A 16,279-nucleotide genomic window follows, 5' to 3' on the forward strand; every position below is an offset into this window, starting at 1 on the left:
AGGAAAGAGGAGACGATCATGACGCAAGCGGATGCGTTTTTGGAGCGGATATACGATCAAGCCTTGGCGCAGCATCGGCGGCGAGCCGGCGAGGAGGATGCCGAAGCCCGCAGAATGAGGCTCCGCGGCTTTTTGCGCGACGCGATCGGTTCGTTCCCGCGAAGCGCCGGCGCCGAGCCGGTGCTGCTCGAGCGCGTCGACTGCGGCAGCTACGTACGGGAGCGGGTGCTGCTGTCCGGCGTGGATGGCATGGACTTCGCCGCCTATGTGCTAATCCCGAAGATGCTTAATGGCCGGGCGCCGGCGGTGCTCGCCATCCACGGCCACGGGTACGGAAGCCGGGAGATCGTCGGGCTGAAGCCGGACGGCTCGCCGGATGACGGCGAGCCGACATGCCACTGCCGCTTCGCCCTGCCGCTCGTGGAACGGGGGCTGATCGTAATCGCGCCGGACGTGCTCGGATTCGGCGAACGGCGTCTCGCCGAAGACATGGACAAGGATCCCCGCGCGAGCAGCTCCTGCTACAAGCTGTCTACCTCGCTGCTAATGTACGGGAAGACGTTGACCGGCCTGCGCGCGGCGGAGCTGGCGGCCTCGCTCGATTATCTGGCGTCGCGCGCGGACGTCGACCCGCACAGCATTGGCGCGATGGGCTTCTCCGGCGGGGCGCTGCTCGCCTGGACTTGCGCGGCGCTTGACGAACGGCTGCGCGCCGTTCTGCTCACCGGGTTCCCCGGCACCTACAAAGGAACGATTCTGTCGGTCTTTCACTGCGTGGACAACTTTACGCCCGGCATGCTCGCGGAGGCCGAGCTGCCAGAGTGGATCGGGCTGCTCGCCCCGAGGCCGATCTTCGTCGAGTCCGGTTCGAACGATCCGATCTTCCCTTCCACGTCGGCGCGCGAAGCGGTCGCCGAGTTGGAGCTTCTGTACCGAAGGGCGGGTGCCGAAGAGCGGCTGGCCTGGGACGTATTCCCCGGCGTCCATGAAGTGAGCGGCCGGCTCGCATACGATTGGCTGCGCACGACGCTGTTCGCCCTGTCGGACCCTGTCGCTTCCGATTCATCGCAGTCCTAACAAGGAGGATATTCGTTTCATGAACACGTATGCTCACGAAAAAGAGAGTGCAATCGATCTGCTGAATTGGGTGCAGCGCTCCTTCGGAACGGGGGCTCCATCCGAAGGGGCGGCGTTGGGGCTGGCTGACGGGATCGAGCTGCATTTTCCCGGCGCCGCCGGTCCGAACCACTGGTATTTGAACGGCTTTGTGCCGTGCAACGACTTTTCGGCCGACCTAAGGGACTGGGCGTTCGTCACGATGGATATACATTCGTCGTCCGAGATTCAACTCGTCTTGAACGTAGAGATCGGCTATCTGGTCGACCGCAGCCCGCAGCCGGAGGAGGTCCGATGGCTGTCCGCGCAGGTTTTTGCCGTTTTCCGAGGCGACAAGCGCATATCCGTCCCGCTTCGCGCGTTCGACGATCTGGCTGCGCAGTCGGGCCATTGGAAATTCATACGGGCCGTTCGCGTCCGCGGCGAGGCAAGGGACGGAGATGCATCCGCCGTCCAATTGCATGGCTTCCGGTTCGAACGCAGGCAGGGTCTGCTCCTCACGGCGCCGGTCCGTTCGCGTTCGGCCGACGCCGGCAGCGCAGCCGAATACGAATTAACGGTCGTCAACTGCGCGGACGAAGCGCAGGGAGTCGTCTTGTCGCAGAAAAAAGAGGGATGGGAAAAGATGACGGCGAGCCTGGCGCCCGAGCGCTCCATCCTGGGGCCTGGCGAGAGCCGCAGCGTACGTCTCGCGGTAACAGTGCCCGAACGGATCGCGCCGGGCGGTTACGAGATGCAGACCATTATCGCGCTGGGCAACGGCGGCGCGGACGCTGCCGAAGAGGTCGCGTTTACGACGGCGCGCAGGCTGCCGCATCCTTATATTCTCATGACGGAGCCGGAATGGGAGGACGCGCGGAGGAGAATTCAGGCGGACAGCCGCGCGCAGGCACTGCTCGGTCGCTATATCGAGCGGGCGGAGCAATGGACCGTACCGCCCGTCCATCCCGGGCGCTATATGTTCGAGACGCACCATTCCCATGAAGCGCAAAACGCGGCAATTGTATGGAAGCTGACGGGCGAGCGCCGGTATGCGGAGAAAGCCGTCTTATTCCTGCGCAGGCTGACCGATCCGCTCGACGGTTACGAACGGCGGATGAAGGCTTGCAGCCAGGAACTCGTGCACGAGGGCGAGTTTTTCAAGCATACGGCAGCCGTCTACGACCTGCTCTGCGAGTCGGGCCTGCTGGACGCGGACGACCATGCGCGGATCGAGACGGCATTTCGCCTGTATATGGATCTCATCGACTGGGTGCTGCGCGACGGCCGGATCTCGAACTGGTCGCTGGCCGAGCTGGCCGGAGCCGCCTACTGCGCGCTGGCCCTGCAGGATCTCGAACGAATGAACCGGTTCGTCTTCGGCAGCTGCGGCGCGCTGGAGCATCTGGCCAAGGGAACGCTCGACGACGGCTGGTGGTACGAATGCTCGGTCGGTTACAACCTGATGGCCGCCGGCTTGCTGACCGAATTGGCCCAAAGCCTGCGTCCCTGGGGCATCAATCTTGCGGACGCATGGGTTCCCGCTAGCTATTACGATCGGGTATCCGCGGGCGACAAGCCGGAGATCGACGGGCTCGCGCTGGACATCTGGGGACCCAACAAGCGGAATTACCGCTCGATCGCCCAGCTGTGGGACAGCCTGCTGCCCTTCGCCGATTATCGGGGCATCGTGTTCGGCATCAACGATTCGGCGGAAACGAATATGCCGGGCATATCGCCGAGGGGCTACCTCGACGCGCGCTTCGATCTGGCTTACTATTTGTACCGCAAGCCGGAATACGCCGAACTGCTCGGCAAGTGCGCGCTCGAGGATCGGGACTTGCTGTTTATGCTCCCCGATGAGCTGGCAGAAGGGACCGGCAAGCCTTATCTCGCTTCCGCGTACGCGGACAATGCCGGCGTCGCGGTCTTGCGCTCGCAGACCGAAGGCCGGCCGCCGCGCGAACGAATCCAGGCCGCCGTCAAATACGGTTCGCACGGCGGGGCGCACGGCCAGTACGACCGGACCGGACTGGTATCGCTCATGCGGTACGGGCGCAGCTTGTTCAACCCGGAAAATATTTGGTACAACTATCATACGTTCATGTACAAGTTTTACGTGCAAAATTCGGTCACGCACAACATGGTGACCGTCGACCTGAAGCTTCAGGACCCTTCTGAAGGCAGAAGGCTGCTGTTCCATGCCGGCAATCTGTTCCAGGCCTTCGCCGCAGAAAATGAGGCGCGATGGTCGAACCCGCCGTACGGCGGCTGGCGGGTGAACGGCGACCGGACGTTCGCGGAGCGTACGTGGAACGAAGGGCGGTACGTGCCGATCCCGCAGGACGCGCCCGCTTATTCCAGTCGCTCTGACTTCACGGAGCCCGTCCTGCAGCGGCGCCTGACCGTCGTGACGGACGATTATATCGTGCTCTTCGACTACGCCAAGGGCGACAGGGAGCATGTATACGATTGCCTGTTCCATATCAAGGGTCTCGCGACGCTTGAGACGCCGGTCCGGCGCGACCTCGGACATACCGCGCAGCTGACGGACGATCCGCTGAGCAGCGCCCAGTTCGTGACGGACTGCCAGTGGTACGCGGTCGAAGGGACGACGCGCGCCCGCTTCGAGACCGGCTTCGGAGAGGGTTACGACAACCGGGCGAACCGGACGGCGTTCAACGAGGACGGTCCGCTTAATCTCGATTTGTACGCCGCGTGGCCGCCTGCGCGTACGCTGATCGTCGGGACGGAGCCTGAATATTTTCAGGTGGAAAAGCAGCTTGGGTACGAGGTGAGGGGCGATGGCGGCGAAGCGCTCGCAAGCGGGCAGTTCGGCGCATGGGTGCTCGGACGGGACGATCTCGATCTGTCCGTAAAAGGCGTGCGCCGACTGGAGCTACGCGTACGCGTCGACGCGGTGCAGGGCGAGCACGGCTTCCCGAAGACGACGGAGAAGTCGGTGTTCTGGGGCGATCCGTATCTGGTCACGGTAAGCGGGGAAAAGCGATATCTGGCCGACCTGCCGCTCGAATGCGACAATGTTGATCCTGGGCACGGCGCCGGCGTCGATTATTTCGGCGGTCCGGTGAAGATCGCAGGAGAACGGTTCGACCGAGCGATCCCCGCCAATCCCGCCGATCTCGGTCGGGAGGCCGTCATCGCCGTGGACCTGTCCGACCTGGATGCCGTCCGGCTGGTCGCCTCTATCGGCGGGGACTTCCCGCTCGGCGACGAGACGGCCCGCCGCAAGCTGATCAGCGCGAGGACGGAAGGCAAGCAGGCGCGATTCGTGCATGTCTTGGAGCCCTTCGAGAAGGACGCCGCGATCGAATCCGTCGAAGCCAAAGATGCGGACGCGCTCGAGGTCCGGTTAAAGGACGGTCGAATTCAGGTAATCCATGTCGCCGGGATCGAGGATAACGGTAATGATCTGCGGGTGGACATGGAAGAGTACGACGCAGCCGGCGTGCCGATTCGTCGGGAGACGGCCCGATCGAACGGCTGAACCGAAGGCTAAGAATGAATCGAAGGCTAAGGATGCGAGTCTGGCAGGCTGGGGAAGATGCAGCCTGCTTTTCTTTGCGCGGGCACGGCCGGCCAGGCGGCGATCGTCTTAAAATAGTGCGATCATCGCTTAAACTTGCCGCATACGGCTGACGCGGAGGACGTGATAGCATGAAGAAGCCCAAGGAAGGAGGGAACGCAGCCAGAATAGAAAGCGCTATCAACGCCGGAAAGCATGAAGCTGTCTGTGGATCGGCAAGCCCATTTGAAACCGACGAGGAGGAAAGTATCGTTATGCATTCGATTCGAAGGAAAATCCCGTATCGCTATTTGATGGCATGGCTCTTGATCGTCATGATGACTTCGGCTCCGGTCCAGGCGACCGCGTTCGCGGAGAAGTCCGAAGGCTCCAAAGGCGGTCCGCCTGCGGCAGCGGAAGCAGTGTTGGATACCGTCTCGTTCGGTCTTGCGACTTCGGAGCGGGCGCACAAGCTGAAGGAGAGCAATTCGGCAGCGGGAATCGATAACCGGAGGGAGCCGGAGACGACCGGCGCCGACGGCTTGCTGACCGGCGGCGGGCTCGGCGAACGTCTGCCTTATCGCTACATCCGTCCGTCGGAGACGGAGACGACCGGGGGTTGGCTGGAATTCACGCTTAAGGCTGACCCATATGCGCAGAACTACCTCACGGTACAGCTCAACGGCACGCAGCAGGGCAGAGGCGATTTGTATCTGAAGGGTCCGGGCGGCGATACGTCCATCCTGCGGCCCGCGAACGGCACGGTCTATCCCGAGCTCGATAACGGCTATGAGCCGGGCGCGCCGTTCCTGGGACGGTACTATTATGCTACCTACCTCATCCCGAACGGACTCGTCGATCTGAAGACGAAGACGGTCACGCTGCAGCTGTCCAGCATCGGCGTGTACGATGCGTACGGGACGGGCAAAAACGTCAAGCAGACGCAGAACAGCAAGTTCATCTATGGCGCTTCGACGCATACCGATCCTTTTTACCCCGTGGCGAAAAACGCGCCGGACGGCACCGTCCCAAGCGGTAAGCCGACGGTATCGGACAAGGACGGCTACGAGACGGTCGTCAATCAGGCCATGACCGTACTGAAGGAGGTCATGGCCTGGCAGCTGTACGGCGATACGTTCGACCGGATCAGCGGCGGCGACCATACGAACAACGGGTTTCTTGAAGGCGCCATCGTGACCCGGCTGAACAAAAACGAGCCTGCTCATCCGGAATATACGAAGGAGCAGTGGGCGAGCAAGTACTTGGCCCAGGCCGTCAACTTTCAGAACTGGAGCCCCATGATGGGCGTGGAGATTTTTGCGAACGCTTACCTGAACGAATGGTCCGGGGAGTACTATCATAACCCGAAAATGCTGGACCGCATCTTTAAGCTCCTCGACTTTTACGCGAGAGCCCAGGACAGCACCGGCGGCTGGTGCGTGCCTGCTTCAGGCTCCGTCGCCTATACGTGGATCGGGGCGGACCTGAACGGCTCGGGCAAGCGGGGCAAAGGCGAGCGCTGGCCGCTCCTCAGCAACGGGACCGACTCGATGCTTGCCGGCTTCGTCAAGCTGTATAACGGCATCGCAAGCGGCAGCGACGAGCAAGCGAAGCAGCTGCTCGGCGATTATTTGGAAGAGAAGGTCGACAACGACATGACCGGGGACAAGTCGGTCACGCGCCGGATGTCGTATATCGAGATGTTCGGCATGCTTCAGAAATATTTCGACGCGTCGTCCGCGGGCGAAGATTTTTACGATCCCGCCTCGCGGGCCGGCACGGCCAATCAGGACGTCGGCTTTCCCTATGCGACGAATCGGGCGCTGCAGCTGCTTGTGAAGTCCATGGATGCAAGCGCGGTCGACGTCCCGGGCATCATGGAGACGCCGAGATACAAGCCTTTCGCGCCGGAATACGACGACCGTATTTACGACATGATCAAATACAAGCTCGGCGGCGAGATGGTCGATGGCGAAAAGTGGATGTCCGAGAACGCCCAGATACTTGAAGCGGGTGCAAGCCACGGCGGTTATGCCGGCGATTACGGCCCGCGCATGCTGCTCTGGTTCGAGAGCTACGCCGAATTGACCGAAGGCGATGCCAAGGTTCACGGACTGATCGTCGATCTGGCCAAGCGGAGCCTGAAGGCGTTCGCCCCTTATATGAACGAGTCGGTGGCCGCGGACGGGACGAATGTCCTCGTGACGGAGAATACGGCTTCGGCGCGCAAAAACACGTACGGGCTCCATGCCGCTTACCTGATGCTGCCGTATCTCGCGCTGGAGGCGGAGAGCGAAGAAGCGCTCACCTGGGGCATGAAGTACGTCAAGGACGGCCGCGCATTCGCGCTGGACGCGATTCACGAGAATCTCGAGACGACGACCCCTCATGTATACACAAATCTGATCGATCTCGAGCAAGCGGCCCGAAGCTATAAAACGTTCGCCGCCGAGCTGGCCAAGCTGGTGAAAAGCTGTAAAAGCTGCGTAGCCGTTCCTATGGAGGATGCGCATAAGGACTTCGCCTTTGCCGATCTCGATTCCCAATCGGTCGTATTCAAGCATAACGGAGAGAAGGTGTATGTCACCTTCAACTGGAGGCGCGACAACTGGGCCTATACCGATCAGGCGCGGATTCACTACACGACCGCTACGATCGATCGCATCGCCAACGTCGCTGCTTCCCATCAAGGAGGCATATTTACTTTTACGGACAGCACCGCGAACTATCGTCACGACGGCGCGGCCGGGGCTACGTTCACGCATACCCGGTACGACGGTTTGAATCAGACCCGGTACGGCAAGTACGTCATCGGCATGAATCTGTCCCGGCATGACGCAGCCGTCGGACAGCAAGGAACCGTATACCGGCTGGAGGTGCCTGGCGTCAGCAAAGCCAAGGATCTGATCAGCGGCAAGACGTACAGCTCGAAGGATGGAGAGCTGCTCACGGTGCCGGTTCAGCCGCGGCAGACGGTCATCCTCGAGGCGTTGAAAGAAAGCGATAATCCGGCCGCGGTAAAAATCGTGCGCGCGACGGACGACAAAGTCATCTCGTTCGAAACCGTCTATGCAAAGATCGGCCAAAACTACACGGCCAAAGCCGATTCGATTGAGGGCTACAAGCTGGAGGATAAAGCCGACAAGAAAATCAAGGTCAACCGGGACGCTTCGCGTAATGTGATCCTGTTCCGCTATTCGGAAAACGCCGCGCCCGTTTTCCATGCCTCCGTTCTGGACACGTACAGGAATTGGGAAGTCTCGAATCTGGCCGGCGCTGCTGGGGAAGTGCGGTTTGATGAACAGGGCAATCCCGCCGAGATCGCGACGACAGGCGTCGCCGGCCGGGACGACGCCCTGACGTTCGTCTACCGGAAGCTGATCGGCGACGGCGCCGTCACGATGAAGGTAGACGGATTCGACCGGACCGCCGATCCGAAGACGTACGCCTCGGTCATGATGATGCAGCAGCTCGATTATAACGCGCCGAACGTTCAATTCCGGCTGTTCTCCAACGGGGACGGCGTCCTGCTGACACACCGCATTGAAGGTGATAAAACCCAGCAGGCGTCATGGACGCTGGATCAGAACAAAAACGCGGCTCCGATCTATATCCGACTGGAGCGGAAGGGGAACATCTTTTTCACCTCTTTTTCGAAGGACGGGAAAAATTGGACGTATGCGACCAAGTCCTCTTACGAGCTGGATGCCGGGAGCGTTATGTACGTCGGGCTGTCGCTGACCGACAATGACGATTATAACGGCTCGAATACCGTGCATGTCTCGCAGGTCGACTTCCAGGGAAAAACCGTCATCTCGGGCAAAGTCGGCGAGACAATCAAGCTGGACCTGCTGGCGGAAGATCGCGAGCACGATCCGATCACGTACCAGACATCCGGTTTGCCTGAAGGAGCGACGCTGGACGACACGTCCCGTCTGCTTACCTGGACGCCGCAGCAAGCAGGTTTATATACAATCAAGGCACTGGCCTTTGATCCGTACCATCGGATTCCGGTCGAAAATACGATCGTTATGGAAATCGGGGATACCGAACTTCAGTCGGCTTCTTGATACCGGAGTCCGCGCTATGCGGAATGCGCTAAGACGAACTATCGCTTGATCGTAGCAAGCATGAACGCGATTGCGGCGCTTGTGCACCGCCCCGGCAGATTCGATCTGCCGGGGCATGGCGTCGTTCGATCCGCGCGACGCGCTCGTGATCAATGAGCACAACGGCGACGGCGTGCCGGACGATACGGAGAGCGGGAGGATCAGTAACCGATTCATGGTGCTCGTCGAAGCTTGCCATGCCGTGGGGATTAAATACGAGCTGTCCGAGGAGCGATCCGTCGAGGAGGACGGGGTCATCGAAGACGGCAGGCTTGTTCTGGGACAGCGATCTTACGGCCGCGTACTGCCGGACGGTTGCGTCTTTCATTCGGGTTCGGAGGGGCGTACGGCGCCAGAAAGACTGCGCGCGGCGGGCGTCACGGTATGGGCGGCAGGGGAGGCGGAAGCCGATGCTTGGCTCGGTTCGTCCGAATGCAGGCCACTTGCCCATAGCGCCACGGCAGTCCGCGGGGAGGCATTCGTGCCAAGGCAGAACGCTGGCGAGAGCGGTTATAGCCCGAAGAGCGACCGTCAGGTCAAGACAAGGGGGCCGTTCCAGCTGAGCGTTGTGCACGAGCAGGATGCCTCCGATCTGATCGCCTCAGGCTGGCCATATTACGGCGGCATGATAAAGCTTCAGAAGCGACTCGAGTTGGACGAAGACACAGGTCCCGTCATCCTCAAGCTTTCCGGAATCGCGGGAGACGCCGCAAGACTCGATATTGACAATGCGACGCTCGGCTGGATCCGGGGGCCGGAATGGGAGGCGGAGTTGCCAGACGGATTTGCGGTTGGGATACGGGAGCTCGCCGTTCGAATCGTGCCCAGTACGTACAATGTATTCGGTCCACATCGACACATCGACGGGGATCGCCATCTGACGAGCCCGAATCAATATTCCGGCGTTCGCAACTTTGCGGATAATCCCGGAGCGCCGGCGTCAACGAAGTCGGAGGACTACCATTTTGTGCGCTGGGGCTTCGCCGGCGAAGTATTGTTGCTAAAGCAGCTTGAAGCGCCGCAAGATTGAAGGAACCCCTTATGAATTAGCCGGCTGGAGCGCTCTTCCAGCTGGTTTTTTCTATTTTTTTCATTTCGAGCAGCTCAGGCGACAGCCGGGCGTCGGCACGGACGATGAAAACAAAAATGAAAGCGATCTTAAAAACGGACACCTGAATTCCGATGTATGATCAATTTTCAGGTTATGAAAACGGTTTTATAATTTAAAGCAACAGGAGGTGCCACACCATGAAAGATTCGAATGCCGTGAGGCAAGCAACCGTCGGCGCCGGCGTCGTGCCCAAACGGGAAACGCTGGTCCGCAGGTTTCGCAAGCAGATTTCCCTGCAAACCTTTGTTTTGCTGGGGATCGCTTTCCTGCTTGTGTTCTCGTTCGCGCCGCTTTTCGGCGTCCTGATGGCGTTCAAGGATTACCGCATCAGTACCGGCATCGCGGGCATTTTCACGAGCGAATGGGTCGGGTTGCGTTATTTTCACGAATTGACCAACGACTACATGTTCCCGACGCTCGTTCGGAATACGATCGCCATCAGCTTGCTGAAGCTGGTCTTCTCGTTCCCCGTTCCGATTCTGCTAGCGATCATGATCAACGAGATACGTCATTCGTTCCTGAAGCGGTTCGTGCAGACGGTCAGCTATTTGCCCCACTTTATCTCGTGGGTCGTCGTCGTCGGCATCTCGTATGCCCTCTTCTCGACCGAGTACGGACTGGTGAACGACGCCCTGATGTCGCTTGGCCTCATCCGCAAACCGCTCGACATTCTCACTGATCCGAATTCGTTCTGGGGCCTTGTCGTCGGCTCGGCCATCTGGAAGGAAGCCGGCTGGTGGACGATTATTTTCCTGGCCGCCATCGCAGGCGTCGACCCGGTGTTGTACGAAGCGGCCGAGATGGACGGCGCTGGCCGACTCAAGCGAATCTGGCACGTGACGCTGCCGGGGATGAAGAGCGCCATCATCGTCGTCCTGATTCTATCGATCGGCAGCATGCTTGGCGGCGGCATGGTCGGCTCTAACTTCGAGCAGTCGATGCTGCTGGGCAACTCGATCAACAGCAGCAAGTCGCAGATTATTCAGACGTATGCGTTCAATGCAGGACTCGCGGAAGGACGGTTCGCCTTTGCGACGGCGATCGATCTCGTCCAATCCGTTATTTCCGTCCTCCTGATCCTGTCGAGCAACTTCATTGCCCGTCGAACGTCGGGGACAGGTCTTTACTAACGGAGTCATCGCAAAAGGAGGTCGGCATGATGAGGAAGCGAAGGAGCAAGGAAGATGTTGTCGTCGATTCCGTAAATTATGCGTTACTGGCGATCGTGTCGCTGGCTATGCTGTACCCGTTTTATTACGTACTGATCGCTTCTTTCAACTTAGGCAGCGATACGGCGACGGGCGGACTGTATCTGTTTCCCAGAGCTTTTACATTGAACAATTACACCTTTTTCTTCAAGGATTCCCATTGGACGCACGCTTTCTGGATCACCGTGCTTCGGACGGTATCGGGTACGCTGCTCAGCATCGTGTTCACCTGCCTGGTCGCGTACGGATTGTCCAAGCCTTATCTGTTGTTCCGCAAGTTTTATTTCCTGCTGATCGTTATCGCCATGAACGTCTCCGGCGGGCTCGTCGCCTATTATGTCGTGCTGCGCAGCGTCGGATTGCTGAATTCGTTCGCGGTCTATATCATTCCGACGATGCTGAATCTGTTTTTTCTGCTGATCGCCGTTTCGTTCTTCCGGGAGATTCCGGAAGAAATGGCGGAATCGGCGAGAATCGACGGCGCGTCCGAGCTAACGGTCTTTGCCCGCATCATCATGCCGGTGTCGATGCCGCTGCTCGCCACGATGACCTTGTTCCTGGGCTCGGGCCAGTGGAACGCATGGCTGGACTCCGCCTATTTCGTCCAGGGCCAGGGGCTTCGGACCTTATCGTACCGGATGATCGAAGTCATGAATCAAACGCTGGTCAGCTCCGATTCCCAGGCGGCGCAGTTCATGACATCGCTGCAGCTGACCCAGTTTTCCGTCCAGGCCACGGCGATGATCATCTCCGTACTTCCGATCATGTGCGTGTATCCATTTATTCAGAAGTACTTCGTGCAGGGTATGATGCTCGGTTCGGTGAAGGGCTGAGCTGACCGCTATGATCGGTCCGGCGGTGTCGGCTCGAACGGAACCGCCGGCTGTCATATATGCTAAACTCACATTAAAGGGGATGGATTCAGCATGAAGAAGAAAGCGCTTCAAAGGCCGTCGGTGCTCGCGCTGACGCTCCTGGCGACGACACTGCTGGCGTCGGCATGCGGCAACAACAACGGTTCTAGCAACAGCAACGCCTCTGCTTCAACGGCCAGTCAAACGGCGTCTTCGGCGAGCACTGCAGGAAGCGGAAGCGGCGAGAGCGCGAAGGAACCGGTCACGCTGAACCTGTTCGTCGATCAGACCTGGTGGCCGCTGAAGGACTGGTCCGGGGACGTGCCAGAGGAAATCACGAAGCGTACCGGCGTCAAGCTCAATATCACGGTGGCGACCGACGACAAGCAGCTGCCGCTGATGATTGCTTCCGGTGATCTGCCCGATCTGGTCGCGACTTCCACTCAGAATGTCCGCATGGCGGATTCGAAGCTCTCGCTCGACTGGAACAGTCTGATCGAGCAATATGCGCCCGACTTTAAGATCGATTCGGAAAACATGGCGGTGAATACCGCGCCGGACGGCAAGATCTATACGATTAAAAACAATTTCTCCACCAAGGAAGAGTGGGCGGCCAACAAGGAAACGGCACTGCTGATGGGCGCGGGCATCTCCGTCCGCGAGGACATCATGCAGGCGCTCGGCAATCCGCAGATCAAGACGATGGACGACCTGACGAATCTGTTCCAGACGGTGAAGGACAAATATCCGGACATGATCCCGCTCGTGCTGGATCCGCCGAACTGGCACCGCGGCTACTTCGAGCAGAACTTCGGCGTCATGCCGGGCCTGAACGATGTCGACGGCAAGATGCAGTACGGCCTTCATCTTCCGGGCAACAAAGCGATGTATTTATACATGAACGAGCTGTACCGCAAAGGCTTCATCAAGGCCGAAAACTACGCCTATAAGAGCGAAGATCAAGGCAAGCAGCTGATGTACAGCGGCAAGGGCTTCGCCTTCGCCTGGACAACGCAAGGCTCGGATCTGCTGACGTCGGCCGCTACGGATACAGGCTACAAATTCGTCAACCTGCCGCTTAAACTGAGCGACGACTTCAAATATACCAGCACATCGGCAGGCTGGCAGGGCGTGTACATTACCAAAAACAACAAAAATCCTGAAGCTTCGATCAAGCTGATGGCATTCCTCCGCTCGGAGGAGGGCCAACGGCTCGCGATGTGGGGCGTAGAAGGCAAGGATTGGAGCATGTCCGCGGATAACAAGTATCCTGTGTTTACGTACGATCATCTCGACGACAATCTGCGCAAGAAGAAGGGTGTTTATTATTGGGGCCTGCTGACGGGGAGCGCCACGACCGAATTGTCCGGTAACTTCGTGCCGGGTACCGATTCGACGAAGGCCGGTCAGGAGCTAACGGCGCTGGCAAACTTCAACTCGGCGATCGGACTCGTCGTTCCCGACGCCGACTCTCAGGAGCAGGTCATCAAGAACAACATCGAGAACCTGGTCAAGAACGAAGAAGCGAAAGTGCTGCTCGCCACGTCCGCGGAGGCGGCTGCCAAGGCGTACGATAACATGGTCGCGCAGGCAGACAAGATGGGGCTAGGCAAGTATGAGGCCTGGGCGAATACGAAATACGAAGAAGTAAAGAAAAACTTCCAGCAATAACAGCCTAAAGGCTGCAAACATTCGGACGGGACGACGGGAACGGAACTCCGGCGGCCCGTCCGTTTTGTTCGCCTTCACCCATGGCGGCAGCGGACGGGGAGGATGCTATACTTAAAGAAAACGCTTCAAGCGGGAGGCACGCATGAGAAAGCTTCGCAAAGCTGCCGACGGCATCCGCCACATGCGGATCGTGCCCAAGCTGATCGTCGGATATATTCTCCTGATCTTTATTCCGTTTACGCTGTTCGGCTTTTTCTTCTACAGGCAAATGTACAGCAATCTGCTCGTTCAATACCAGGCCGACCGCGCGAAGCTGATGGATCAATCACTCGCCGATCTCGAGATCGAGTTGTCCAAAGTCGAGTCGACGTTTCCGCTGTTTCAGAACAACGATCAGCTGCTCGAGTATCTCGGCGGCCAATACGAAGCCGACTGGGAGATGGTGTACAACTACCGCAAAGGGATCAGCCCGACCTTTCAATTCATAACGATGGGAAACCCTTATATCGCTTCCGCCTCCATCTACAAGTTGAATCCGGACGTACTCAGCCTGGAGCCGGACATCGCGGACGCCGTCGGATATATGGGGCCGATCGATCGGGAGCGAATCGATGGTCTTGCTCCGAACGAAGGGTTATGGTCTTACGTCCCTTCGAAGGCGGGGAGCCCGCCGTTCCTTTCCTATACGCGCAAGCTCTACAACGATACCTATACCCGCGAGCTTGGTTTTTTGCAGATCGAAGTCAAGACCGGCATATTCGATACCGTCTTCCAGCAACTTCCTGCAGAATCGGGCGCATGGAACTATCTGGCCGACGGCTCCGGCCGCATGTTCCCCGGCGAGGCCTCCTCCGAATGGACGGAGACTCGGCTCGAATCCATGGCCGGCCGGGCGCCGGCATCCGGCGTCAACAGCTTCTACGTTGGCAATCACCGCTATTTGGTGCATGCGATCGGATTTCCCAAGCTCGACGTTACGATCCTGAAGATCGGGAAAGTCGGTCCGCTGCTGACGCTTCGCGCAAACGAAGGCTGGTCGATCGCAGGCGGCGTGCTGCTGCTGGCGCTGCTGTCCGTCTTCTACTTCATGATCGCTTCCTCGCTGGGGAAGCGGCTGCTGCGCTTCATGCGCCATCTCAAGCGCGTCGACAATCCCAAGCTCGCCGTATACGGCGGCCCGAGCGGCACGGATGAGATCGGCTTCGTGATCAATTCGTACAATGCCATGGTCAGGCGGATGGACGAGCTGGCGGAGGACATGCATCAGACAGAGATGCTCAAGAAGGAAGCGGAGATCAAGATGCTGCACGCGCAGATCAAGCCCCATTTTCTGTACAACACGCTGGAGACGATGCGGATGATGGCGCTGGTCAAGCAGGAGACCGAACTGGCGGAGGTCGCTTCGTCGCTAGGCAATCTGCTGCGCTACAGTCTGGTCAAGAACAAGGACGAGGCGACGCTGTCGCAAGAGCTGGAAAATGTCCGCCATTATATCGAGATCCACAAAGTGCGCATGGGCGAGCGGTTGTCGTTCCAAATGGATATCCAAGGGGAGGTTGGCGGTTATGTCACGCCGCGTTTTATTCTCCAACCGATCGTCGAAAACAGCATCCTGCATGGTCTCGGGAAAATCAGAGGCCGAGGCGTCATCGGAATGTCCGTTCGGGACGAGCGGGATGCCGTGCTGATCCAGGTGAGCGACAATGGCGCGGGCATGACGCCTGATCGGCTGCAAGCGGTGCGGACAGTTCTGACGACAGGCTTGCCGGCTGACGATACGATGGGTATCGGTTTGCGCAACGTCAATGAGCGGATCAAGTCGTTCTGCGGAGGCGTATCCGGCATCTCCGTCGACAGCGAGCCGGGCAAAGGCACCACATTCGTGATCCGACTCGAAAAGGAAAGGGGCCGACTGCATGCTTAAGCTGCTGATCGTCGACGACGAGCCAATCATACTCGCAGGACTTGAACATCTCATACGCGGCGAGCGTACGGCGTTCACGGATATCGAGCGGGCATCCGATGCATTCGACGCGCTCGATATGCTGGATATTTTCCGGCCGGATCTGATTATTACCGATATTCAGATGCCGGCCATGGACGGCCTTACCTTTATCCGCGAGGCGCAGCTAAGGGGAGCGAAGCGCTTTGTCATCCTGTCGGGGTACGATCACTTCGACTATGCGAGACAAGCCATTCGCTTGCAGGTGAACGATTACTTGCTGAAGCCGATTCAACAGGCGGAGCTGTCCGGGCTTTTGAACCGTCTCACGCTCGAGATTATAGAGGAACGTAAAGAAGAAACGAAACCGGCCGGAGAGCCATTCGTTGCCTTGCAGGAGCTTAGCGTCCCGATTCGAAAATTTCAGGCTTACGTTAGAAACCATTTTATGCGGGACATCTCGCTTGACGAAATAGCGGAACACCTCGATCTGCACCCCAACTATTTCTGCACGGTTCTGAAGAAAGAGACAGGCATGACGTTCCTTCAATATCTGCACACCGTACGCATCGAAAAGGCGAAAGAACTGCTCGCTCGCCCGGATCCGCTGACCATGGAGCAGGTCGCCAAAAGCGTGGGCTTCGAGAGTCCAAGACATTTCTATAAAGTGTTCAAGCAGTTCACCGGTCAGACGCCGGGCGCCTACAAGCAGCAAATCGGAATCTATTTGAACGGATAAACCGTGATGAGAAGCGAAGGAGCG

Annotated in this window: 9 protein-coding genes; all 9 read left to right on the forward strand. The window is 58.8% G+C overall.

Annotation, left to right across the window (positions count from 1 at the left end):
* Positions 1 to 18 precede the first annotated feature (18 nt).
* The 9 genes from ACFSR7_RS02215 (at position 19) to ACFSR7_RS02255 (ending at position 16,255) form a co-directional block, all read left to right on the forward strand.
* Entirely contained in the window at positions 19 to 1,077 is a 1,059-nt protein-coding gene (locus ACFSR7_RS02215; RefSeq protein ID WP_378158755.1) for a dienelactone hydrolase family protein, read from the forward strand.
* Between the two features lie 19 nt (positions 1,078 to 1,096).
* Positions 1,097 to 4,603: a hypothetical protein gene (locus ACFSR7_RS02220; protein ID WP_378158756.1), complete on the forward strand. Its 3,507-nt coding sequence runs from the start codon at positions 1,097 to 1,099 to the stop codon at positions 4,601 to 4,603.
* 293 nt (positions 4,604 to 4,896) lie between these two features.
* Positions 4,897 to 8,691 carry a putative Ig domain-containing protein gene (locus ACFSR7_RS02225; RefSeq protein WP_378158757.1) on the forward strand — a complete coding sequence of 1,265 codons (3,795 nt, stop codon included), beginning with the start codon at positions 4,897 to 4,899 and terminating at the stop codon, positions 8,689 to 8,691.
* 115 nt (positions 8,692 to 8,806) lie between these two features.
* Complete coding sequence (locus ACFSR7_RS02230) at positions 8,807 to 9,760, forward strand: hypothetical protein (RefSeq protein WP_378158759.1); 954 nt, start codon at positions 8,807 to 8,809, stop codon at positions 9,758 to 9,760.
* 218 nt (positions 9,761 to 9,978) lie between these two features.
* Positions 9,979 to 10,971 carry an ABC transporter permease gene (locus ACFSR7_RS02235; protein WP_378158760.1) on the forward strand — a complete coding sequence of 331 codons (993 nt, stop codon included), beginning with the start codon at positions 9,979 to 9,981 and terminating at the stop codon, positions 10,969 to 10,971.
* A gap of 29 nt (positions 10,972 to 11,000) precedes the next feature.
* On the forward strand, positions 11,001 to 11,882 hold the full coding sequence (locus ACFSR7_RS02240; RefSeq protein ID WP_378158761.1) for a carbohydrate ABC transporter permease: 882 nt from the start codon (positions 11,001 to 11,003) through the stop codon (positions 11,880 to 11,882).
* Between the two features lie 93 nt (positions 11,883 to 11,975).
* Positions 11,976 to 13,574 carry a type 2 periplasmic-binding domain-containing protein gene (locus ACFSR7_RS02245; RefSeq protein ID WP_378158762.1) on the forward strand — a complete coding sequence of 533 codons (1,599 nt, stop codon included), beginning with the start codon at positions 11,976 to 11,978 and terminating at the stop codon, positions 13,572 to 13,574.
* 142 nt (positions 13,575 to 13,716) lie between these two features.
* A complete protein-coding gene (locus tag ACFSR7_RS02250) occupies positions 13,717 to 15,498 on the forward strand; it encodes a sensor histidine kinase (protein WP_378158763.1) in 1,782 nt (593 codons plus the stop codon).
* Positions 15,491 to 16,255, forward strand: coding sequence for a response regulator transcription factor (locus tag ACFSR7_RS02255; protein WP_378158765.1), 765 nt, complete (start codon positions 15,491 to 15,493; stop codon positions 16,253 to 16,255). Before ACFSR7_RS02250 ends, ACFSR7_RS02255 begins: the two co-directional genes overlap by 8 nt.
* Positions 16,256 to 16,279 lie beyond the last annotated feature (24 nt).

Source organism: Cohnella sp. GCM10020058, assembly GCF_042683485.1.
GTDB lineage: Bacteria > Bacillota > Bacilli > Paenibacillales > Paenibacillaceae > Cohnella.

Excerpts from the sequence above, each read along its gene's own strand:
- ACFSR7_RS02235 (WP_378158760.1), top strand. The coding sequence starts at position 9,979 with ATGAAAGATTCGAATGCCGTGAGGCAAGCAACCGTCGGCGCCGGCGTC.
- ACFSR7_RS02250 (WP_378158763.1), top strand. The coding sequence starts at position 13,717 with ATGAGAAAGCTTCGCAAAGCTGCCGACGGCATCCGCCACATGCGGATC.
- ACFSR7_RS02230 (WP_378158759.1), top strand. The coding sequence starts at position 8,807 with ATGGCGTCGTTCGATCCGCGCGACGCGCTCGTGATCAATGAGCACAAC.
- ACFSR7_RS02220 (WP_378158756.1), top strand. The coding sequence starts at position 1,097 with ATGAACACGTATGCTCACGAAAAAGAGAGTGCAATCGATCTGCTGAAT.
- ACFSR7_RS02245 (WP_378158762.1), top strand. The coding sequence starts at position 11,976 with ATGAAGAAGAAAGCGCTTCAAAGGCCGTCGGTGCTCGCGCTGACGCTC.
- ACFSR7_RS02215 (WP_378158755.1), top strand. The coding sequence starts at position 19 with ATGACGCAAGCGGATGCGTTTTTGGAGCGGATATACGATCAAGCCTTG.
- ACFSR7_RS02240 (WP_378158761.1), top strand. The coding sequence starts at position 11,001 with ATGAGGAAGCGAAGGAGCAAGGAAGATGTTGTCGTCGATTCCGTAAAT.
- ACFSR7_RS02255 (WP_378158765.1), top strand. The coding sequence starts at position 15,491 with ATGCTTAAGCTGCTGATCGTCGACGACGAGCCAATCATACTCGCAGGA.
- ACFSR7_RS02225 (WP_378158757.1), top strand. The coding sequence starts at position 4,897 with ATGCATTCGATTCGAAGGAAAATCCCGTATCGCTATTTGATGGCATGG.